19 protein-coding genes are annotated in these 19,021 nt (G+C 64.2%); 10 read left to right on the forward strand and 9 right to left on the reverse strand.

Annotation, left to right across the window (positions count from 1 at the left end; translation table 11 throughout):
• Nucleotides 1-14 precede the first annotated feature (14 nt).
• The 5 genes from LOY37_RS21945 to LOY37_RS21965 form a co-directional block, all read right to left on the reverse strand.
• Nucleotides 15-1,172, reverse strand: coding sequence for a phosphatidylserine/phosphatidylglycerophosphate/cardiolipin synthase family protein (locus tag LOY37_RS21945; RefSeq protein WP_258715718.1), 1,158 nt, complete (start codon nucleotides 1,170-1,172; stop codon nucleotides 15-17).
• Between the two features lies 1 nt (nucleotide 1,173).
• Entirely contained in the window at nucleotides 1,174-1,755 is a 582-nt protein-coding gene (locus LOY37_RS21950; protein WP_045197427.1) for a YceI family protein, read from the reverse strand.
• Between the two features lie 45 nt (nucleotides 1,756-1,800).
• Nucleotides 1,801-2,097: an amidase gene (locus LOY37_RS21955; RefSeq protein WP_258715719.1), complete on the reverse strand. Its 297-nt coding sequence runs from the start codon at nucleotides 2,095-2,097 to the stop codon at nucleotides 1,801-1,803.
• On the reverse strand, nucleotides 2,094-3,170 hold the full coding sequence (locus LOY37_RS21960; RefSeq protein WP_408980733.1) for a serine hydrolase domain-containing protein: 1,077 nt from the start codon (nucleotides 3,168-3,170) through the stop codon (nucleotides 2,094-2,096). The genes LOY37_RS21955 and LOY37_RS21960 overlap by 4 nt, the downstream gene beginning before the upstream one ends.
• A gap of 63 nt (nucleotides 3,171-3,233) precedes the next feature.
• Complete coding sequence (locus tag LOY37_RS21965) at nucleotides 3,234-4,121, reverse strand: acyl-CoA dehydrogenase family protein (RefSeq protein ID WP_258607942.1); 888 nt, start codon at nucleotides 4,119-4,121, stop codon at nucleotides 3,234-3,236.
• 133 nt (nucleotides 4,122-4,254) lie between these two features.
• Between LOY37_RS21965 and olsB the strand changes: the two genes are divergently transcribed.
• Both olsB and LOY37_RS21975 read left to right on the forward strand, forming a co-directional pair.
• Entirely contained in the window at nucleotides 4,255-5,010 is a 756-nt protein-coding gene (gene olsB / locus LOY37_RS21970) for an L-ornithine N(alpha)-acyltransferase (protein ID WP_093379894.1), read from the forward strand.
• On the forward strand, nucleotides 5,010-5,795 hold the full coding sequence (locus LOY37_RS21975; protein ID WP_258715721.1) for a 1-acyl-sn-glycerol-3-phosphate acyltransferase: 786 nt from the start codon (nucleotides 5,010-5,012) through the stop codon (nucleotides 5,793-5,795). Before olsB ends, LOY37_RS21975 begins: the two co-directional genes overlap by 1 nt.
• On the opposite strand, the gene LOY37_RS21980 is transcribed toward LOY37_RS21975, so the two are convergent.
• Nucleotides 5,792-6,364 (reverse strand): ACP phosphodiesterase, encoded by a 573-nt coding sequence (locus LOY37_RS21980; protein WP_258715722.1) that lies wholly within the window; start codon nucleotides 6,362-6,364, stop codon nucleotides 5,792-5,794. The genes LOY37_RS21975 and LOY37_RS21980 overlap by 4 nt on opposite strands.
• 154 nt (nucleotides 6,365-6,518) lie before the next feature.
• On the opposite strand from LOY37_RS21980, the gene LOY37_RS21985 reads away from it, so the two are divergent.
• Genes LOY37_RS21985 through LOY37_RS21995 form a run of 3 tightly spaced genes read left to right on the forward strand, consistent with a single transcriptional unit; the run spans nucleotide 6,519 to nucleotide 9,071 of the window.
• Entirely contained in the window at nucleotides 6,519-6,821 is a 303-nt protein-coding gene (locus LOY37_RS21985) for a helix-turn-helix transcriptional regulator (protein WP_038998919.1), read from the forward strand.
• A gap of 13 nt (nucleotides 6,822-6,834) precedes the next feature.
• Nucleotides 6,835-8,004 carry an MFS transporter gene (locus LOY37_RS21990; RefSeq protein WP_093379882.1) on the forward strand — a complete coding sequence of 390 codons (1,170 nt, stop codon included), beginning with the start codon at nucleotides 6,835-6,837 and terminating at the stop codon, nucleotides 8,002-8,004.
• A gap of 17 nt (nucleotides 8,005-8,021) precedes the next feature.
• Entirely contained in the window at nucleotides 8,022-9,071 is a 1,050-nt protein-coding gene (locus LOY37_RS21995; protein WP_093379878.1) for an alkene reductase, read from the forward strand.
• 21 nt (nucleotides 9,072-9,092) lie between these two features.
• On the opposite strand, the gene LOY37_RS22000 is transcribed toward LOY37_RS21995, so the two are convergent.
• From LOY37_RS22000 to LOY37_RS22010, 3 genes are all read right to left on the reverse strand, one after another.
• The gene (locus LOY37_RS22000; RefSeq protein ID WP_258715723.1) at nucleotides 9,093-9,935 is read right to left on the reverse strand and encodes an ATPase; all 843 of its coding nucleotides are present in this window, start codon (nucleotides 9,933-9,935) and stop codon (nucleotides 9,093-9,095) included.
• 87 nt (nucleotides 9,936-10,022) lie between these two features.
• A complete protein-coding gene (locus LOY37_RS22005) occupies nucleotides 10,023-11,027 on the reverse strand; it encodes an NAD(P)-dependent oxidoreductase (protein ID WP_045197409.1) in 1,005 nt (334 codons plus the stop codon).
• 52 nt (nucleotides 11,028-11,079) lie between these two features.
• Complete coding sequence (locus tag LOY37_RS22010; protein ID WP_258715724.1) at nucleotides 11,080-11,970, reverse strand: LysR family transcriptional regulator ArgP; 891 nt, start codon at nucleotides 11,968-11,970, stop codon at nucleotides 11,080-11,082.
• Nucleotides 11,971-12,092: 122 nt separating this feature from the next.
• Here LOY37_RS22010 and LOY37_RS22015 point away from each other — a divergent pair, with 122 nt between their 5' ends.
• The 5 genes from LOY37_RS22015 to LOY37_RS22035 all read left to right on the forward strand — a co-directional run bounded on the left by LOY37_RS22015 (nucleotide 12,093) and on the right by LOY37_RS22035 (nucleotide 19,009).
• Nucleotides 12,093-12,692 carry a LysE/ArgO family amino acid transporter gene (locus LOY37_RS22015; RefSeq protein WP_045197405.1) on the forward strand — a complete coding sequence of 200 codons (600 nt, stop codon included), beginning with the start codon at nucleotides 12,093-12,095 and terminating at the stop codon, nucleotides 12,690-12,692.
• 189 nt (nucleotides 12,693-12,881) lie between these two features.
• Nucleotides 12,882-13,478 (forward strand): superoxide dismutase, encoded by a 597-nt coding sequence (locus LOY37_RS22020; RefSeq protein ID WP_045197403.1) that lies wholly within the window; start codon nucleotides 12,882-12,884, stop codon nucleotides 13,476-13,478.
• Nucleotides 13,479-13,792: 314 nt separating this feature from the next.
• Nucleotides 13,793-15,874 carry a putative bifunctional diguanylate cyclase/phosphodiesterase gene (locus tag LOY37_RS22025; protein WP_404944436.1) on the forward strand — a complete coding sequence of 694 codons (2,082 nt, stop codon included), beginning with the start codon at nucleotides 13,793-13,795 and terminating at the stop codon, nucleotides 15,872-15,874.
• A 149-nt stretch (nucleotides 15,875-16,023) separates the two neighbouring features.
• The gene (locus tag LOY37_RS22030) at nucleotides 16,024-17,361 is read left to right on the forward strand and encodes an imelysin family protein (RefSeq protein ID WP_093387302.1); all 1,338 of its coding nucleotides are present in this window, start codon (nucleotides 16,024-16,026) and stop codon (nucleotides 17,359-17,361) included.
• Nucleotides 17,362-17,581: 220 nt separating this feature from the next.
• Complete coding sequence (locus LOY37_RS22035) at nucleotides 17,582-19,009, forward strand: di-heme oxidoredictase family protein (RefSeq protein ID WP_258715725.1); 1,428 nt, start codon at nucleotides 17,582-17,584, stop codon at nucleotides 19,007-19,009.
• Nucleotides 19,010-19,021 lie beyond the last annotated feature (12 nt).

Consider the following 19,021-nt stretch of genomic DNA (forward strand, 5'->3'; position numbering starts at 1 on the left):
AACCGGCCTCAGGCTCAATCGCGCCGATCGAGCATGTTGACCACCAGCCGGTCGAGCCAGCCCCACAAGCGTTGCTGCACCCGCTTCCACAACGGTCGCGCATGCCAGTGGGCAAGGTCCACGGCCAGGCTCTGGGCAAAGTCGCGCTCAAAGCTCGCCGCCACGTCGGCGGTCAGGGGTGGGTCGATGGCTTCGACGTTGGCTTCGAGGTTGAAGCGCAGGTTCCAGTGGTCGAAGTTGCACGAGCCGATGCTCACCCAGTCATCCACCAGCACCATCTTCAGGTGCAGGAAGCACGGCTGGTACTCGAAGATCTTCACCCCGGCGCGCAGCAGCCGCGGGTAATAGCGATGGCCGGCATAGCGCACCGACGGGTGATCGGTACGCGGCCCGGTCAGCAGCAAACGCACATCGACGCCGCGGGAAGCAGCACGGCGCAGGGAACGGCGCACTTTCCAGGTCGGCAAGAAGTACGGCGTGGCCAGCCAGATGCGCCGCTGGCCGCTGTTCAGCGCGCGCACCAGCGACTGCAGAATGTCCCGGTGCTGGCGGGCGTCGGCATAGGCCACGCGGCCCAGGCCGGCGCCACTGAGCGGGATCGGCGGCAAACGCGGCAGGCCGAAGTGGGTTGGCGGCCGCCAGGCGGTGCGGCGTAGGTTGGCCCGCCACTGGCGGTCGAAGAGCATCTGCCAGTCGGCCACCAGCGGGCCTTGCATCTGCACCATCACTTCGTGCCACTCGCTGACGTCTTCGTTGGGGGTCCAGAACTGGTCGGTAACGCCGGTGCCACCCACCACCGCCCAATGCTGGTCGACCAGCAGCAGCTTGCGGTGGTCGCGATACAGGTTGCGCAAGCCCCGGCGCCAGCGCAGGCGGTTGTACCAGCGCAGCTCGACGCCAGCGGCCAGCAAGCGCTGGCGCAGGCTCAGGGTAAAAGCCAGCGAGCCGTAGTCATCGAACAGGCAACGCACTTGCACACCGCGCTCGGCGGCCTGCACCAGGGCCTGGACCATGGTTTCGGCGCAGGCGCCCGCCTCCACCAGGTACAGCTCTAGGTCCACCTGGTGCTCGGCGCGCACGATTGCGGTAAGCATGCGCGGGAAAAACTCGGGACCGTCGATCAATAGCTCGAACTGATTGCCATCGCGCCAGGGAAAGACCGGTCCGGCCATCTCAGCGCGCCGTAAAGATCAGCACCGCAGCCACCGGCACCGACGGGCTGATGGACTTGAGCCCGGCCAGCTTGCGCAGGGTGGCAAGGCCTGGGAGCAGATCGAAATCATCGGCGCGCAGCATCAACGGCTCCAGGGTGACCACCTGAAAGCGCCGCTCATCCAGGCGGGTCGCCAGCAACAGGGCGCTGTAGCTGTGCTGCTTGCCATGCAGGCTGACCGTCACCGGCAGGCGCAGTTCGACCTGGGCGCCATTGGCCAGGTCGTTGATCGGACGCAGGTCGATCTGTGCGTTGACCTTGGCCTCGGGAAATTTGCTGAACTCGAACAGCTCCTTGCGCATGCGCTCGTCACGCAGCGGCACACTGCTGCTGTTGGAGTCCATCTCGATCAGCAGCTCGGCGGCGCCCTTGCGATCGACCTTGCCATGCAGGACGAGGAAGCGATGCACCTCGGCGGTGTCGCCATTCTTGCTAGAGACGAACGACAGGCGCGACGATTCGCCGTCCAGGTGCCAGTTGGCCTGGGCAGGGAGACTCAAGACGACCAGCAGGGCAAGCAGAAGACGCGGCAGACTGAACATGTGAAATCCTGTAACACAATGGTCGTCAACCTTACCCGGCTGCCTTCACGGCAGCAAGCGACAGCCCTCGCGCGGCCCCAGCCACTGCGCATGATTCTCCACCCCCAGGCCGGCAGCGCTGATCAGCCGCTGCTGCGCGTCTTCGTCCAGGCGGCTGAGCGGCAGGTACTGCTGCACGTAGCTGCGACAGTACTGTGGATCGAAACCCATGACATAACGGCACGAGCAGTACTCCTTGGCCGAATAGGCACTGAGAATCCCGGGAAAGTCTGCCAGCGCCTGGCGTTCGTACCAGGCCCAGGCGCCTGCCAGCAGCACCAGCACCAGCAACACGCGCTTCATGGCCGCACCTCATCGACCGCAGCCAGTACCCGCTTGAGCAGTTCGTTGTGGGCATAACTGGCATCGCGATCATCGGCGTAGCGCACGATCACCAGCTTCTGCGCCGGCAGCACATACAGCGCCTGCCCCCAGTGCCCGAGGGCTGCGTAGGTATCGGCCGGCGCATCCGGCCAGGGTCGCGGGCTGCCGGGCAGCGGCTGGTTGAGCCACCAGTGCCCACCCGGGTTGGCTTCACCCGGCTGGGCGGTGGCCGGCAGGAACGGCTGGCGATTGAACGCCACCCAGTCGCTGGACAGTAGCTGGCGCGACTGCCAGCGGCCTTCGCGCAGCATCAACAGGCCGATACGGGCCAGGTCGCGGGCGCTCATGTACAGGTAGGAGGAACCCACCAGGGTGTTTTTAGCGTCACGCTCCCAGACCGCACTGCTGATGCCCAGGGGCTCGAACAAGGCGTGCCAGGGATAATTCGCATAGTCAGCTTCGCCGAGCATGCCGCGCAAGGCCGCCGCCAGCACATTGCTGTCGCCACTGGAGTAAAGAAAACGCTGCCCGGCGCTGGCCGCTTCGGGTCTGGCTGCGGTGTAGCCGGCCATGTCGCCGCGCCCGCGGGTGTAGAGCATTGCCACCACCGAGGACTTGAGCGGCGCGTACTCGTAGTCTTCCTGCCAGTCCAGGCCGCTGGCCCAGTGCAGCAGGTCTTCGATGCGCACCTGGGGATGGGCGCGCATCGGCGGGTAGAAACGCGCCAGCGGATCGTGCAGGTCAAAGCGGCCTTCGCCGTGGGCGACGCCGAGCAGGGTCGCCAGCACGCTCTTGCTGATCGACCAGGTCAGGTGCGCGGTTGCAGCGCTGCTGGGCGCGGCATAGCGTTCATAGACAATGCGCCCGTCGGCGATCACCAGCAGCGCGTCGGTGCGTACGCCCTGGCGCTGCTGATCATCGCGAGGGGCGAAGGCATAACGCTCCACCGCCTGCCAGGCGCTACGGTTGGCCGCGGGCGCAACGGTCCAGTCAGGTACAGGCCACAACTCCTGCGCTGGCACGGCCTTGCTCAAGGCCAACAGCGCCAGCATCCACCACGCCACGTTGCTCATGCCGCTTACTCAAGGCCAGGGTTTGCCCAGCCTGCCAGCGTTTCATGACAGTCCGGCGGCAGCCCAGGCCTTGGCCAAACGCTTGGCCCGGGCAGCGCTGGCGATTTCCAGCAGGCCCTGGTCGCGCTGCCACAGGCTTGCCCATTCACCAGGGCTGGCCAGCAGCGCCTGGTTGATCTCCTCCTTCATGGCGTTGAACTGCGCGAACAGGCCGCCCAGCAGTAAATGGCTGGCTGAAGCCTCCGCGCATTGGCGGGTGCTTTCGGCACAGGCGCCGAGCAAGCCAATCAGGCGCAGTTGCAGGTTTTGCGCCCAGCCTGTTTCCTGGCCGACGCCATACAGCCAGGCGCACAGGGCACTGAGCACGTAGAGGTCTTCCAAGGAGCGGAAGGGTTTGACGTAGGCATCCCAGCCATCGCCCGCCAGCCGTTCGCACAACGCCCCTTGCAGGTGCAGGCGGGCATGGCCGACCTCCGGCATCAATGGCAAGGCCGGCAGCGGTTCGAGGCGCACCCCGGGCTCGCCGGCATAAACCACCGCCAGGCTCAGCTCAGGCGCCTGCCCTTGTGGCTCGCAGCGCGCCGCCACCAGCAGCCATTCGGCATCCAGCCCGGCGGTGACGAAGTCCTTGCTGCCGCTCAGGCGCAGGTCATCCAGGCGCACCTGCATGTCGGCCGGACGCACGCTGCGCCGCTCGCTGGCGCACAGGGCGCCGAGGCTCGGCGGCGCGCTCGGCCACAGTACCCGCAGGGCCGCCTGGTAGCCGAGCAGAAACGCCAGGCCCGGGGTGGCCATGGCGCGTGCACCGAGCACCGCCAGCTCGAACGGGCTGACCGTGCCCAGGCGTGCCAGCAAGGTGGAATAGGTATCGGCCAGCGTGGCCGCCTGGGGGTGTCGCTGTCGGTCGTTGAGTCGTTGCAGCCAGGCCATCGAAGCGCTCCTTGAGGGCTGTCATACAAGCATCACCAATTGTTCACGGGGGTGACACCGCATCTACCTAGGCTGACTTTGCACAACAAAGTCGACCGGCCGCAACCCCATGGCTGGCTTATGGAGACACGCAATGACTCGGATCGCTCGCTCTGGCGACAACAGCACTGAACGCCGTCTGCAAGCCGAACGCCTGGTCGGCCCGGCAGCCCTGCAGGAAGCCCAGGCCCTGAGGTTCAGCGTATTCAGCGGTGAATTCAAGGCCAAGCTCAAAGGCGCCGAACTGGGCCTGGACATGGATGACTACGACATTCATTGCCGCCACATCGGCGTGCGCGACTTGACCAGCGGACGCCTGGTCGCCACCACCCGCCTGCTCGACCATCAGGCTGCCAGCAGCCTGGGGCGCTTCTACAGCGAAGAGGAATTCAGCCTGCACGGCCTCGGCCACCTGCAAGGGCCGATCCTCGAACTGGGGCGCACCTGCGTCGACCCGGCCTACCGCAACGGCGGCACCATCGCCGTGCTCTGGGCGGAACTCGCCGAAGTGCTCAACGAGGGCCGCTACAGCTACCTGATGGGTTGCGCCAGCATCCCCATGCAGGATGGCGGCGTGCAGGCCCATGCGATCATGCAACGCCTGCGCGAACGTTACCTGTGCACCGAGCACCTGCGCGCCGAACCGAAAAATCCGCTGCCAAGCCTGGCCCTGCCGGGTAACGTCATCGCCGAGATGCCGCCGCTGCTCAAGGCGTATATGCGCCTGGGGGCGAAGATCTGCGGCGAGCCGTGCTGGGACGAAGACTTCCAGGTCGCCGACGTGTTCATCCTGCTCAAGCGCGACGAGCTGTGCCCGCGCTATGCCCGGCACTTCAAGGCGGCGGTCTGATGCAGCGCCTGCGCGTCTATGGGCGCGTGGTCCGGGTGCTGCTGGTGGTGCTGTTCGGCCTGGCCATGGCCGCGCTGTTCACCCTCTACGAGCGCCTGCGCGTACCGGCCTCGACCGAGCGCCGGCAGCGCTGGTCGCAGCTGTTCATGGCCAGGCTGAGCAACGCCCTGCCGTTCAAGGTGCGGGTGGTGGGCCAGGTGCCGCAGCAACCGATGCTGTGGGTCAGCAACCATGTGTCCTGGACCGACATCCCGTTGCTGGGCATGCTTGCGCCGCTGTCGTTCCTGTCCAAGGCCGAAGTGCGCACCTGGCCGATTGCCGGCTGGCTGGCGCTCAAGGCCGGCACTCTATTTATCCGCCGCGGTGGTAACGACAGCCAGCTACTGCGCCAGCAGATCAGCCAGCACCTGCAACAAGGCAGCGCATTGTTGATTTTCCCCGAAGGCACCACCACTGACGGGCGCAGCCTGCGCACCTTTCATGGGCGCCTGCTGGCCAGTGCCATCGATAAGCAAACCCCGTTGCAGCCGGTCGCCCTGCGCTACCTGCGCAACGGCCAGAGCGATGCGATCGCACCGTTTATCGGTAATGACGATTTGCTCTCGCACCTGTTCCGGCTGTTTGCCAATGATTGCGCGGAGGTCGAGATCCATCTGCTCGCGCCAATTGCCAGCGCCGGCGAAGAACGCGCCGCCCTGGCGTTCAAGGCGCAGCAGGTAATCCAGCAGACACTGTTCGGCAGCGAACCGGTTGCCCAGCCACAACGCCGGGCCAGGGCCGCCTAGGTATTGGCCCGGGCAAAGCGCTGAAGCTCTGGGTAGAAATTGCGAAAGTCATTCAGCAATGGCTGGTACAGCGCCGTCACCTCCTCTATCGCACCGTCCATGCCTTCGGGCCGTGACAGGCGCCGGGCAATGCCGCGAAACACTTGTTCGAGCGCCGCGAATTCGCGGTAAGACCCCAGCCAGTCATCGGCGGCCATGTACGGCGCGATTTGCGCCAGGCGCCCAGGCAAGGCCGGCTCGGCGGCGAGGACCTGGTAGACCCGGTCGGTGAACTGACCCAATGGCTGCTCAGCGTAGTCCTGCCAGTGCAAGGCCAGGCAGTGGTCGAAAAACACATCGAGGATGATCCCGGCATAACGCCGCCGCTGCCGCGGAAAACGCGCCAGGGCCGCCAGCACCAGTGGATGGCTGTCGGTGTAGACGTCGATCTGCCGGTGCAAACGAATCGCTGCTTCCAGCGACGGGGCAAAGCGCCCCTGCAGCGGCCCTTTGACGAAATCGCCATAGAGGCTGCCGAGCAATTGCTCGGGCTGCTGACCGCCAAGGTGAAGGTGTGCGAGGTAGTTCATGGACTGGGATTCTAGCACCCCGGCACCTATATCGTTATAACCCGATATAGCGATTTACGCTGAGCTCAGAACCACATCATATTTGTATATCGCGAAATACCGATTTATATTTCGTCCCATCGCGATATACCGCTACACAACCACGAGCCCAACCATGCCTCTCGATCTCGACGAAATAATAAAAGCCCTGGCCCACCCAGTACGGCGAGAAATCCTCAACTGGCTGAAGGACCCCGACGCGCAGTTCCCCGACCAGCACCACAGCACCGAACACGGTGTGTGTGCCGGGCAGATCGATCAACGCTGCGGCCTGTCGCAGTCGACCGTTTCTGCCCACCTGGCGACCCTGCAGCGCGCGGGCCTGATCAGCAGCCAGAAGATTGGCCAGTGGCATTTTTTCAAACGCAACGAGGAAACCATCCAGGCTTTCCTCCAGCAGATGAGCCAAGAGCTCTGACAAGGACCTTGCAATGCCCCTTTCGCTGATAATCCTGGCGCTCAGCGCCTTCGCCATCGGTACCACCGAGTTCGTCATCATGGGTCTGCTGCCCGACGTGGCGGCAGACCTGGGTGTGTCGATTCCCGGTGCCGGCTGGCTGGTCACCGGTTACGCCCTGGGCGTGGCCATCGGTGCGCCGTTCATGGCCCTGGCCACCTCGCGCCTGCCGCGTAAAGCGGCGCTGATTGCGCTGATGGGCGTGTTCATCGTCGGCAACCTGCTGTGTGCGGTGGCCAGCGACTACAACCTGCTGATGTTCGCCCGGGTGGTGACCGCCCTGTGCCACGGTGCCTTCTTCGGAATCGGCTCGGTGGTCGCGGCCAGCCTGGTGCCGGCCAACCGCCGCGCCTCGGCCGTGGCCCTGATGTTCACCGGCCTGACTCTGGCGAACGTGCTGGGTGTGCCGCTGGGCACCGCGCTGGGTCAGGAATACGGCTGGCGCTCGACTTTCTGGGCGGTAACCGTGATCGGCGTGATTGCCTTGATCGGCCTGATCCGCTTCCTGCCGTTTCGCCATGACGAAGAAAAACTCGACATGCGCGCCGAACTGGCTGCGCTCAAAGGCGCCGGCATCTGGCTGTCGCTGTCGATGACTGTACTGTTCTCAGCCTCGATGTTCGCCTTGTTCACCTACGTCGCGCCGCTGCTTGGCGACGTCACCGGCGTTTCGCCACGGGGCGTGACCTGGACCCTGCTGCTGATCGGCGTCGGCCTGACCCTGGGCAATATCGTCGGCGGCAAGCTGGCCGACAAGCGCCTGGGCGCCACCCTGGTCGGCGTATTCGCTAGCATGGCGGTGGTCTCCACCGTGCTGAGCTGGACCAGCGTCGCGCTGATTCCGGCCGAAATCACCCTGTTCCTCTGGGCCACCGCCGCCTTTGCCGCCGTGCCTGCCCTGCAAGTCAACGTGGTGACCTTCGGCAAGGCCGCGCCGAACCTGGTCTCGACCCTGAACATCGGCGCCTTCAACCTGGGCAACGCCCTTGGCGCCTGGGTCGGCGGCACCGTCATCGCCCAGGGCCTGGGCCTGACCCGCGTGCCCCTGGCCGCCGCAGCGCTGGCGGTACTGGCGCTGATCGTCACCCTGATCACCTTCAGCCAGAGCGGCAAAAAAGCCGAACTGGCACCTGCCACTCACTGATAAGCCTTGAGGTATTTATGACGACGCTTTTTGATCCGATCACCCTCGGCGACCTCGTGCTGCCGAACCGCATCATCATGGCCCCGCTGACCCGCTGCCGCGCCGATGAAGGCCGGGTGCCCAACGCGCTGATGGCCGAGTACTACGTGCAGCGCGCCAGCGCCGGCCTGATCCTCAGCGAAGCGACCTCGGTGACGCCCATGGGCGTCGGCTACCCGGACACCCCGGGCATCTGGTCCAACGACCAGGTGCGCGGCTGGACCAACGTGACCAAGGCCGTGCATGGCGCCGGCGGGCGGATTTTCCTGCAGCTGTGGCACGTAGGGCGGATCTCTCACCCCAGCTACCTCAATGGTGAAACCCCGGTCGCGCCGAGCGCCATCCAGCCCAAAGGCCATGTCAGCCTGGTGCGTCCACTGGCCGATTACCCGACCCCGCGGGCACTGGAAACCGCAGAAATCGCCGACATTGTCGAGGCTTACCGTACCGGCGCCGAGAATGCCAAGGCGGCCGGTTTCGATGGCGTTGAAGTGCACGCGGCCAACGGCTACCTGATCGACCAGTTCCTGCAGAGCAGCACCAACCAGCGCGATGACCAGTACGGCGGTTCGCTGGAAAACCGTGCTCGGCTGTTGCTGGAAGTGACTGACGCGGTGAGCGAAGTCTGGGGCGCGCAACGGGTGGGTGTACACCTGGCACCGCGCGCCGACTCCCATGACATGGGCGACGCCAACCGCGCCGAGACTTTCACTTATGTGGCGCGCGAACTGGGCAAGCGCGGCATCGCCTTCATCTGCTCGCGGGAGAAGGAAGCCGACGACAGCATCGGCGCACTGATCAAAGAAGCCTTTGGCGGCCCGTATATCGTCAACGAGCGCTTCACCAAGGCCAGCGCCAACACAGCGCTGGCCAGCGGTAAAGCCGATGCGGTGGCCTTCGGCATTCCGTTCATTGCCAACCCGGACCTGCCGGCGCGGCTGGCGGCGGATGCGCCACTGAACGAAGCGCATCCGGAGACCTTCTATGGCAAGGGGCCAGTGGGTTACATCGATTATCCGCGGCTGTAGGTGCTGAACGCGATGAGGCTCTCAAGGCCGGGCGTTGATCTGCTGTTGCAGGTTCTGCACCTGGCTTTGCAGGGTATTGATATTGCGCGTCACCTGGCCACGAAACGCATCAAACTCCGCCGTCGAGGCACCGCTGCTGGCCGCAGGCGCCGGGCGGTTCTCCTGCTCGCTCTTGAGCACGATCAGGTCCTGCTCCAGGCGCTGAATCGCCGCTGAAGGGTTGCCCTGCTTCTTCAAGGCTGCCACATCAGCGTTCAGGCTCTTGAGCTCACCTTCAAGCTTGCCGCCATCCACCTGGGCCGTCTTCAATGCGGCCAGCTCCTCGTTCACACGCTTGAGCTGGGCCTGCAACTGCTCCTGCAATTTGGCATTGGCCGCTTGCTGTTCGCTGGCCTGCGCCAGCACTTGCTCCAGGCGTTTACCCAGGTCACCGGTCTGCCCGGCTACACCCTGCTGTTGCTTGCCCTGCTCGGTCAGGCTCGCCTGCAACTGCCTGATCTGCAGCTTCAGGGCTTCGCTGTCGGTGCTGACACTGCTCTCGCTGGCCGCCACCTTGCCGCTGATTGCCTGCAGGCGCCCCGCCGCTTCTTCACTGATGCGGGCAAAGCTTTCCTGGGTGGCAACCAGTTGCTGTTCCATCAGCGAAATCTGCTGAAAGCTCCACCAGCCAAGGCCCGCCAGGGCAATGAACGAGGCGCCGAGCAATGCCCACAACGGGCCGCTGCTGGCCGCCTTGGGCTGAGCATGCACAGCCGCCGCACCGCCACGACGCACGCCGGCAACCGGGACAACATCATCGTCGTCACGGCTACCGGCACTCAAGGTCGGTACGTTATCGAAATCATCTGGGGCATTGTTACGCATGGGATCCCTTCAACCACGGTGATAGCAAATGGTCATTAGTATAAAGCCTGATCTGCGCACTGATCGACCGCAAAGCCGTGATCGGGTTCAGTGCTGGCCGGACGCAAGGTCCTGGGCTTTCCACCAGCCGCAGAACTCATCCAGTGCCGACCACAGGCTGACGCTGGGGCGGTAATCAAGAAACTGCCGGGCGCGGCTGATGTCGAGGGTGAAGTCCTTGCTCATCACCTGCATCCCCAAGCGTGACAGGGTCGGCTGCGGGCGGCCCGGCCAGAGCAGGCAGGCGCCTTCGTTCAAGGCTGCAAGGCTGTAGGCCAGGCCGTAGGAACGGTAGCGGGTGACTTGCGGCAGGTGCATTTGCCGCATCACATAATTGACCACATCCCACAGCGGCAAGGGATGACCGTTGCTGATGTTGTAGGCCTGGCCAAGCGCCGCGTTATCGGCGAGCAAGGCACTGATCAGCGCTTCGTTGAGGTTCTGCACGCTGGTGAAGTCGACCTTGTTCAGGCCATTGCCGATGATCGCCAGGCGCCGCTTGCGCTGCATCTGCAGCAAGCGCGGGAAGATGCTCACATCACCCGCGCCGGTGACAAAGCGCGGACGCAGGGCCAGCACTTCGAGGCCAAACTCCTGGGCGCCGAAGACCTTCTGTTCGGCCAGGTGCTTGGTGGCCCCGTAATGGTCATGAAAGCGCCGTGGCACCTGGTCTTCAGTAATGCCCAACTGCGAGCGGCCATTGAAATAGATCGACGGCGAAGACAGGTGCACCAAGCGCCGCACATGCTCCTTCAGGCAAGCCTCGACAACGTTTTCAGTGACCACCACGTTGCCTTGGTAAAAGTCCTGGTAACGCCCCCAGTTGCCCACCGCACCGGCGCAATGCACCACCGCCTCGACGCCCTGGCACAGGCGTCGGGCCAGGTCCGGATCGCCAAGGTCACCCGGGATGAACTGCGCGCCGCGTCGCACCAGGTGCTCGACGCCTTCGGCGCGGCGGCCGTTGACCCGAACGTCAAAGCCCTGCTCCAGGGCAAAGCGCGCAAAGCGCCCGCCTATGAAGCCGCTCGCGCCGGTGACCAGAATTTGCATGTAGCACTCCGCCTAAAACAGGTTTTTCAGATACTGCTGACGCCGCCAATGCCTACAAGGGCACCAGCCACTGCCCGGCCGTCAGGCGCAGGTGATCCGTCAGTTGGCCGAGCAACTGCCCGCCATTGCGCCAATGATGCCAGTACAAGGGCACGTCGATGGGTTTATCCGCGGATATTTCTACCAGGCGCCCGCTGGCCAGCTGATCGCGCACCTGCAGTTCCGGCACCAGGCCCCAGCCCAGGCCCGCTTCGGTCATGCGCAAGAAGCCTTCGGACGACGGGCACAGGTGATGGAGGAAACCGTCCTGAATACCTAACGAGGCCAGGTAACGGTGCTGAAGAAAGTCATCCGGCCCGAACACCAGCGCCGGCGTGCGCGACAGCCGCGCGGCAGCGAAACCGGCTGGAAAGTAGCGGGCCATGAACGCCGGGCTGGCCAGCGCCCGGTAGCGCATGGCGCCGAGCAACAGGCTGCGTGCGCCGGCCACCGGCCGCTCGCTGCCGCACAGGCAGGCTGCCACTTCGCCGGCGCGCATGCGTTTGAGGCCGACTTCCTGGTCTTCGACCACCAGGTCGAGCAACACCTGCTGATCGGCACAGAATTCGCCCACAGCGCCTGCCCACCAGGTCGCCAGGCTGTCGGCATTGAGGGCGATGCGCAGGCGCTCGGGCACGCCCTCTGCATCCAGCGCTGGCACCTGGCTCTGCAGATCGCGCTCAAGCAGGCGCACCTGTTGCACATGGTTGAGCAGGCGCCGGCCGACATCGGTGGGGCTCGGCGGATTGGCGCGCACCAGCACCGGCTGGCCAACGCGCGCCTCGAGCAACTTGATGCGCTGGGAAATCGCCGACTGCGACAAGCCCAGCACCTGGGCGGCGCGCTCGAAACCGGCCTGTTCAATCACGGCGGCGAGGGCAGACAGCAGTTTGTAATCGAACATTATTTTTCCTAATGCCAGATCAGCTTTATTTGTTTTTCTTATACAGAGGAAATCCCCACAATGGCCAGCATCTTCTTTGTATTTGCGCCCGCGCCCTGCGGGTGTCTTGTGGAGTTCCCCTTATGTGGCAAAGCTACCTGAACGGCCTGTTGGTCGCCTTCGGCCTGATCATGGCGATCGGCACGCAAAACGCCTTTGTCCTGGCACAGAGCCTGCGCCGCGAACATCACCTGCCGGTGGCGGCGCTGTGTGTGGTCTGCGATGCGATCCTGGTGGCCGCGGGCGTGTTTGGCCTGGCCACGGTGCTGGCGCAAAACCCGACCCTGCTGGCGGTGGCGCGCTGGGGTGGCGCGGTGTTTCTGATCTGGTACGGCGCCAAGGCGCTGCTGCGCGCCTGCTCGCAACAAAGCCTGCAACAGGGCGAAGGCCAGGGCTTGCGTTCGCGTCGGGCGGTGCTGCTCAGCGCCCTGGCGGTAACCCTGCTCAACCCCCATGTGTACCTCGACACGGTATTGCTGATCGGCTCGCTGGGCGCCCAGCAGACCGTGCCCGGCGCTTACGTGGCCGGCGCCGCCAGCGCCTCGCTGCTGTGGTTTTTCACCCTCGCCCTGGGCGCCGCCTGGCTGGCCCCGTGGCTGGCGCGCCCAGGCACCTGGCGGCTGCTCGACCTGATGGTGGCGGTGATGATGTTTGCCGTGGCGGCGCAGCTGATCTTTACCTGAGGTGCCGCTCGTCCGGCACCGGCAAAGGCTCTGGAACCTCTTTCCCGTACACTTGTTGCGTGGTTATGCACCGGGCCCGGTGCTATGATCCAGCCCTTGCGTCGCAAAGAGTACAAACTCGCCGACGCACACCGGCCGCCCGTGATCGGCCTTGCGCTCACCGCAACAGACCTGATTAGGAGAATCACCATGGCTTTTGAATTGCCGCCGCTGCCTTACGCCCACGACGCCCTGCAGCCGCACATTTCCAAGGAAACCCTGGAATACCACCACGACAAGCACCACAACACCTATGTCGTGAACCTGAACAACCTGGTGCCAGGCACCGAGTTCGAAGGCAAGACCCTGGAAGAGATCGTCAAGACTTCCTCGGGCGGTATCTTCAACAACGCCGCTCAGGTCTGGAACCACACCTTCTACTGGAACTGCCTGGCGCCAAACGCCGGCGGCCAACCAACCGGCGCCCTGGCTGAAGCCATCAACGCCGCGTTCGGTTCGTTCGACAAGTTCAAGGAAGAGTTCACCAAGACTTCGGTCGGCACCTTCGGTTCCGGTTGGGGCTGGCTGGTGAAAAAATCCGACGGTTCCCTGGCCCTGGCCAGCACCATCGGCGCCGGCAACCCGCTGACCAACGGCGACACCCCGCTGCTGACCTGCGACGTCTGGGAACACGCCTACTACATCGACTACCGTAACGTGCGTCCGAAGTACGTCGAAGCGTTCTGGAACCTGGTCAACTGGAAGTTCGTCGCCGAGCAGTTCGAAGGCAAAACCTTCACTGCCTGAGCCGGCTGCTGAGCAATACCTTGCACAAGGTATTGAGCGCGCGAAAAGCCCACCCTAGCGGTGGGCTTTTTTATGCGCGTCTGCGCTGCAACATTTTTCATCCTATTCAGGCGCCGTGCATCTTGCCGCGCACGCAGAGCACGCTAACATCAAACGTTGGGAAACTCGTTGCCACGGATTAAAGTCGCGAGGCCGGGCAACCGATACAGTGACGGCAGCCAACCAACCTGCTCCTGGTGCAAAATGCACCGTCAAGGAGCTGGAGAAGTCCTGTTGACGGCCGATAGTGGATTGCCAAGTTTGATGGCAAAATGATGCCATGCGCATGGATTAAGGAAACCCCATTGAAGCTGGAACTCAAGAACAGCTTATCGGTCAAGTTGCTCAGGGTAGTACTGCTCTCGGCGTTGGTCGTCGGTGTAGTTCTCAGTTGTGCGCAGATCGTCTTTGATGCCTACAAGACCCGCCAGGCCGTCGCCAATGACGCCCAACGGATCCTCGACATGTTCCGCGACCCTTCGACCCAGGCGGTGTACAGCCTGGACAAGGAAATGGGCATGCAGGTCATGGAGGGCTTGTTCCAGGACGAGTCCGTGCGCATGGCCTCCATCGGCCATCCCAACGAGACCATGCTGGCGGAAAAATCCCGCCCGCTGCAGGAGGTTTCCAGCCGCTGGCTGACCGACCTGATTCTCGGCCAGGAGCGCAACTTCACCACCCAGCTGGTCGGCCGTGGCCCCTATAGCGAATATTACGGCGACCTGAGCATCACCCTCGACACCGCCTCCTACGGCGAGGGCTTCCTGGTCAGTTCAGTGATCATCTTCATTTCTGGCGTGCTGCGCGCCCTGGCCATGGGCCTGGTGCTGTACCTGGTCTATCACTGGATGCTGACCAAGCCGCTGTCGAAGATCATCGAGCACCTCACCCAGATCAACCCCGACCGTCCCAGCCAGCACCAGTTGCCGCTGATCAAGGGCCACGAAAAGAACGAGCTGGGCCTGTGGGTCAATACCGCCAACCAGTTGCTGGCCTCGATCGAGCGCAATACCCACCTGCGCCATGAAGCCGAGAACAGCCTGTTGCGCATGGCCCAGTACGACTTTCTCACCGGCCTGCCGAACCGCCAGCAACTGCAGCAGCAACTGGACAAGATCCTCGTCGACGCCGGGCGCCTGCAACGCCGGGTGGCGGTACTGTGCGTGGGCCTTGACGACTTCAAGGGCATCAACGAGCAGTTCAGCTACCAGGCCGGCGACCAGTTGCTGCTGGCCCTGGCCGACCGCCTGCGCGCCCACAGTGGCCGCCTCGGTGCCCTGGCCCGCCTGGGCGGCGACCAGTTCGCCCTGGTCCAGGCCGATATCGAGCAGCCCTACGAAGCGGCGGAGCTGGCCCAGAGCATTCTCGATGACCTCGAGGCGCCGTTCGCCCTCGACCATCAGGAAATCCGCCTGCGCGCGACCATCGGCATCACCCTGTTCCCCGAAGACGGCGACAGCACCGAGAAGTTGCTGCAAAAGGCCGAGCAGACCATGACCCTGGCCAAGGCCCGCTCGCGCAACCGCTACCAGTTCTACATCGCCAGTGTCGACAGCGAGATGCGCCGGCGCCGCGAGCTGGAAAAAGACCTGCGCGAAGCGCTGCCGCGCAACCAGCTGTTCCTGGTCTACCAGCCACAGATCAGCTACCGCGACCATCGCGTGGTCGGTGTCGAGGCGCTGTTGCGCTGGCAGCATCCGGAACTGGGCATGGTCCCGCCGGACCAGTTCATCCCCCTGGCCGAGCAGAACGGCAACATCATCAGCATCGGCGAATGGGTGCTCGACCAGGCTTGCCGGCAACTACGCGACTGGCACGATCAGGGCTTCAGCGAACTGCGCATGGCGGTCAACCTGTCGACCGTGCAACTGCACCACAACGAGTTGCCGCGAGTGGTCAACAACCTGCTGCAGATCTACCGCCTGCCGCCGCGCAGCCTGGAGCTGGAAGTCACCGAGACCGGCCTGATGGAAGACATCAGCACCGCTGCCCAGCACCTGCTGAGCCTGCGCCGCTCCGGGGCGCTGATTGCCATTGACGACTTCGGCACCGGCTACTCGTCGCTCAGCTACCTGAAGTCGCTGCCGCTGGACAAGATCAAGATCGACAAGAGCTTCGTCCAGGACCTGCTCGATGACGACGACGACGCCACCATCGTCCGCGCCATCATCCAGCTGGGCAAGAGCCTGGGCATGCAGGTCATTGCCGAAGGGGTCGAGACGGCGGAACAGGAGGCCTACATCATTGCCCAAGGTTGTCATGAAGGCCAGGGCTACCACTACAGCAAACCCTTGCCAGCGCGAGAGCTGACCGCATTCCTCAAACAGGCTCAGCGCAACCAGGTTTCGATTCTCTAACCCCTGTACGCATTGCCCGAAGTGGCCGAAACACGCATTTGAATATTTACGTGACTGCCCCTTTACACAAAATGCAAATCTTTCGCATTATGTTGCAGTTTTGCGTGCCCCCGGTACGCCTGTCCAACCTCTCGACGCAGGAATTCGCCATGATTCGTATGCCTCTGGCCACCGCCAGTCTGTTGGCCATTGCCATCTCTCTCGCCGGTTGCGGCGACAGCAAGGACAAGGACAAAGCCGCCGCACCGCAAGCCCCGGCCACCACTTCGGCTACCGCCCCTGCTGCCGCTGGCGCCGTCGACGAGGCAGCGGCCAAAGCCGTGGTCAAGCATTACGCCGACATGGTCCACGCCGTCTACAGCGACTCGCTGAGCACCGCCAAGACCCTGCAAACCGCGATCGACGCCTTCCTTGCCAAGCCCAGCGACGAAACCCTGAACGCCGCCAAAGCCGCCTGGGTCGCTGCCCGTGTGCCATACCTGCAGAGCGAAGTGTTCCGCTTCGGCAACACCATCATCGACGACTGGGAAGGCCAGGTGAATGCCTGGCCGCTGGACGAAGGCCTGATCGACTACGTCGACAAGAGCTACGAGCATGCTCTGGGCAACCCTGGCGCGACCGCCAACATCATCGCCAATACCCAGGTTCAGGTCGGCGAAGACAAGGTTGACGTCAAGGACATCACCCCGGAGAAGCTCGCCAGCCTGAACGAGCTGGGCGGCTCCGAAGCCAACGTTGCCACCGGTTACCACGCCATCGAATTCCTGCTCTGGGGCCAGGACCTCAACGGCACCGGCCCGGGCGCCGGCGCCCGTCCTGCCTCCGACTACCTGGAAGGCCAGGGCGCTACCGGCGGCCACAACGAGCGCCGCCGTGCCTACCTCAAAGCCGTGACCCAACTGCTGGTCAACGACCTCGAGGAAATGGTCGGCAACTGGGCACCGAACGTTGCCACCAACTACCGTGCCACCCTCGAAGCCGAGCCAGTGGCCGACGGCCTGCGCAAGATGCTGTTCGGCATGGGCAGCCTGTCGCTGGGCGAACTGGCTGGCGAGCGCATGAAGGTTTCCCTGGAAGCCAATTCGCCTGAAGACGAGCAGGACTGCTTCAGCGACAACACCCACAACTCGCACTTCTATGACGCCAAGGGCATCCGCAACGTCTACCTGGGCGAGTACACCCGCACCGACGGCACCAAGCTGAGCGGCCCGAGCCTGTCGTCGCTGGTGGCCAAGATCGACGCCGCCACCGACACCACCCTCAAGGCCGACCTGCAAGCAACCGAAGCCAAGATCCAGGTGATGGTCGACCATGCCGCCAAAGGCGAGCACTACGACCAGCTGATCGCGGCCGACAACGCTGCCGGCAACCAGATCGTGCGTGACGCCATCGCCGCCCTGGTCAAGCAGACCGGTGCGATCGAACAGGCCGCAAGCAAACTGGGCATCGCCAACCTGGCACCGGACACCGCTGATCACGAGTTCTGATTCAGCGGCGGCTTGATAGAGGCGACCTTCGGGTCGCCTTCTTTATGCGCATCATCGCGGGTCAAGCCCGCTCCCACAGGATTGGTGCAGGCAGGTCCACTGTAGTAGCCGGCTTGCCCCGCGATAGATTTCATCGAGCAAACGCAAATCCCTCTTATTCAATTACCCTGAGCCTGCTAAGCTTGCACGCCGGTTTTTTGCCCAAGCCCCAGGATTATTGATGTCCTCGTTGCTTCCCCGCCTCAGCCCCCTGCTTCTGGTCGCCGTTCTGGCCGGTTGCGACGACGCCCCGCGATTCACCCAGGCCGAGCCCGGTGAAGCGCTGGCCGGTGGCAAGGCGACGGTGAACAAGCGCGACCAGAACGCCTATTCCATGCCTTCGGCCAACCTGCCGCCGAGCCGGCGCCTGGACTTCAGTGTCGGCAACAGTTTTTTCCGCAGCCCCTGGGTGATGGCCCCGTCGACCACCACCGCCCGCGACGGCCTGGGCCCGCTGTTCAATACCAATGCCTGCCAGAACTGCCACATCAAGGACGGCCGCGGCCACCCGCCCGGGCCCAACGCCGCCAACGCGGTGTCGATGCTGGTGCGCCTGTCGATCCCCGATCAGCCGCAGTACACCAAGGTTATCGAGCAACTGGGCATCGTCCCGGAGCCGGTGTATGGCGGTCAGTTGCAGGACATGGCGGTGCCGGGCGTCGCCCCCGAAGGCAAGGTGCGGGTCGAGTACGATCCGCAACTGGTCACCTTCAAGGACGGCACCCAGGTCGAACTGCGCAAGCCGCGCCTGCAGATCACCCAGCTGGGCTACGGGCCGATGCACCCCGATACGCGTTTCTCGGCCCGGGTCGCCCCGCCGATGATCGGCCTGGGTCTGCTCGAGGCCATCCCCGAGGCGGCGCTGCTGGCTAATGCCGACCCCGACGACCGCAACGGCGATGGCATCCGCGGCCGCGCCAACCGGGTCTGGGACGATGCCCAGGGCAAGACCGTAGTCGGCCGCTTCGGCTGGAAGGCCGGGCAGCCGAACCTCAACCAGCAGAACGTTCACGCGTTTTCCGGTGACATGGGCCTGACCACCAGCCTGCGGCCAATGGACGACTGCACCCCGGCGCAGACCGACTGCCTCAACGCCGCCAACGGCAACGGTGCCAACGGCGAGCAGGAAGTCAGCGACAACATCCTGCGCCTGGTGCTGTTCTATACCCGCAACCTGGCGGTGCCGGTGCGCAAGGACGTCGATTCGCCCCAGGTGCTGGCCGGCAAGAACCTGTTCCACCAGGCCGGCTGCCAAGGCTGCCACACGCCACAGTTCACCACTGCCAGCGACGCCGCCGAGCCGGAGCTGGCCAACCAGCTGATCCGCCCCTACAGCGACCTGCTGCTGCATGACATGGGCCCGGGCCTGGCCGACAACCGCAGCGAGTTCGCCGCCAGCGGCCAGGACTGGCGCACCGCGCCGCTGTGGGGTATCGGCCTGAACGAGACCGTCAGCGGTCACACCCAGTTTCTTCACGATGGCCGCGCCCGCAACCTGCTCGAAGCTGTGCTCTGGCACGGTGGCGAAGCCGAAGCGGCCAAACAGTACGTCTTGAGCTTCAACGCCGGGCAACGCACCGCGTTGCTGGCTTTCCTGAATTCACTTTAAGCAAAGGAGCCG

This window comes from Pseudomonas sp. B21-012 (genome assembly GCF_024749305.1).
Taxonomy (GTDB): domain Bacteria; phylum Pseudomonadota; class Gammaproteobacteria; order Pseudomonadales; family Pseudomonadaceae; genus Aquipseudomonas.

Excerpts from the sequence above, each read along its gene's own strand:
- LOY37_RS21995 (WP_093379878.1), top strand. The coding sequence starts at position 8,022 with ATGACGACGCTTTTTGATCCGATCACCCTCGGCGACCTCGTGCTGCCG.
- LOY37_RS21960 (WP_408980733.1), bottom strand. The coding sequence starts at position 3,170 with ATGCTGGCGCTGTTGGCCTTGAGCAAGGCCGTGCCAGCGCAGGAGTTG.
- LOY37_RS21950 (WP_045197427.1), bottom strand. The coding sequence starts at position 1,755 with ATGTTCAGTCTGCCGCGTCTTCTGCTTGCCCTGCTGGTCGTCTTGAGT.
- LOY37_RS22015 (WP_045197405.1), top strand. The coding sequence starts at position 12,093 with ATGTGGCAAAGCTACCTGAACGGCCTGTTGGTCGCCTTCGGCCTGATC.
- LOY37_RS22000 (WP_258715723.1), bottom strand. The coding sequence starts at position 9,935 with ATGCGTAACAATGCCCCAGATGATTTCGATAACGTACCGACCTTGAGT.
- LOY37_RS22020 (WP_045197403.1), top strand. The coding sequence starts at position 12,882 with ATGGCTTTTGAATTGCCGCCGCTGCCTTACGCCCACGACGCCCTGCAG.
- LOY37_RS22035 (WP_258715725.1), top strand. The coding sequence starts at position 17,582 with ATGTCCTCGTTGCTTCCCCGCCTCAGCCCCCTGCTTCTGGTCGCCGTT.
- olsB (WP_093379894.1), top strand. The coding sequence starts at position 4,255 with ATGACTCGGATCGCTCGCTCTGGCGACAACAGCACTGAACGCCGTCTG.
- LOY37_RS22010 (WP_258715724.1), bottom strand. The coding sequence starts at position 11,970 with ATGTTCGATTACAAACTGCTGTCTGCCCTCGCCGCCGTGATTGAACAG.
- LOY37_RS22025 (WP_404944436.1), top strand. The coding sequence starts at position 13,793 with ATGCCATGCGCATGGATTAAGGAAACCCCATTGAAGCTGGAACTCAAG.
- LOY37_RS21975 (WP_258715721.1), top strand. The coding sequence starts at position 5,010 with ATGCAGCGCCTGCGCGTCTATGGGCGCGTGGTCCGGGTGCTGCTGGTG.
- LOY37_RS21965 (WP_258607942.1), bottom strand. The coding sequence starts at position 4,121 with ATGGCCTGGCTGCAACGACTCAACGACCGACAGCGACACCCCCAGGCG.
- LOY37_RS22030 (WP_093387302.1), top strand. The coding sequence starts at position 16,024 with ATGATTCGTATGCCTCTGGCCACCGCCAGTCTGTTGGCCATTGCCATC.
- LOY37_RS21990 (WP_093379882.1), top strand. The coding sequence starts at position 6,835 with ATGCCCCTTTCGCTGATAATCCTGGCGCTCAGCGCCTTCGCCATCGGT.
- LOY37_RS21980 (WP_258715722.1), bottom strand. The coding sequence starts at position 6,364 with ATGAACTACCTCGCACACCTTCACCTTGGCGGTCAGCAGCCCGAGCAA.
- LOY37_RS21945 (WP_258715718.1), bottom strand. The coding sequence starts at position 1,172 with ATGGCCGGACCGGTCTTTCCCTGGCGCGATGGCAATCAGTTCGAGCTA.
- LOY37_RS21985 (WP_038998919.1), top strand. The coding sequence starts at position 6,519 with ATGCCTCTCGATCTCGACGAAATAATAAAAGCCCTGGCCCACCCAGTA.
- LOY37_RS21955 (WP_258715719.1), bottom strand. The coding sequence starts at position 2,097 with ATGAAGCGCGTGTTGCTGGTGCTGGTGCTGCTGGCAGGCGCCTGGGCC.
- LOY37_RS22005 (WP_045197409.1), bottom strand. The coding sequence starts at position 11,027 with ATGCAAATTCTGGTCACCGGCGCGAGCGGCTTCATAGGCGGGCGCTTT.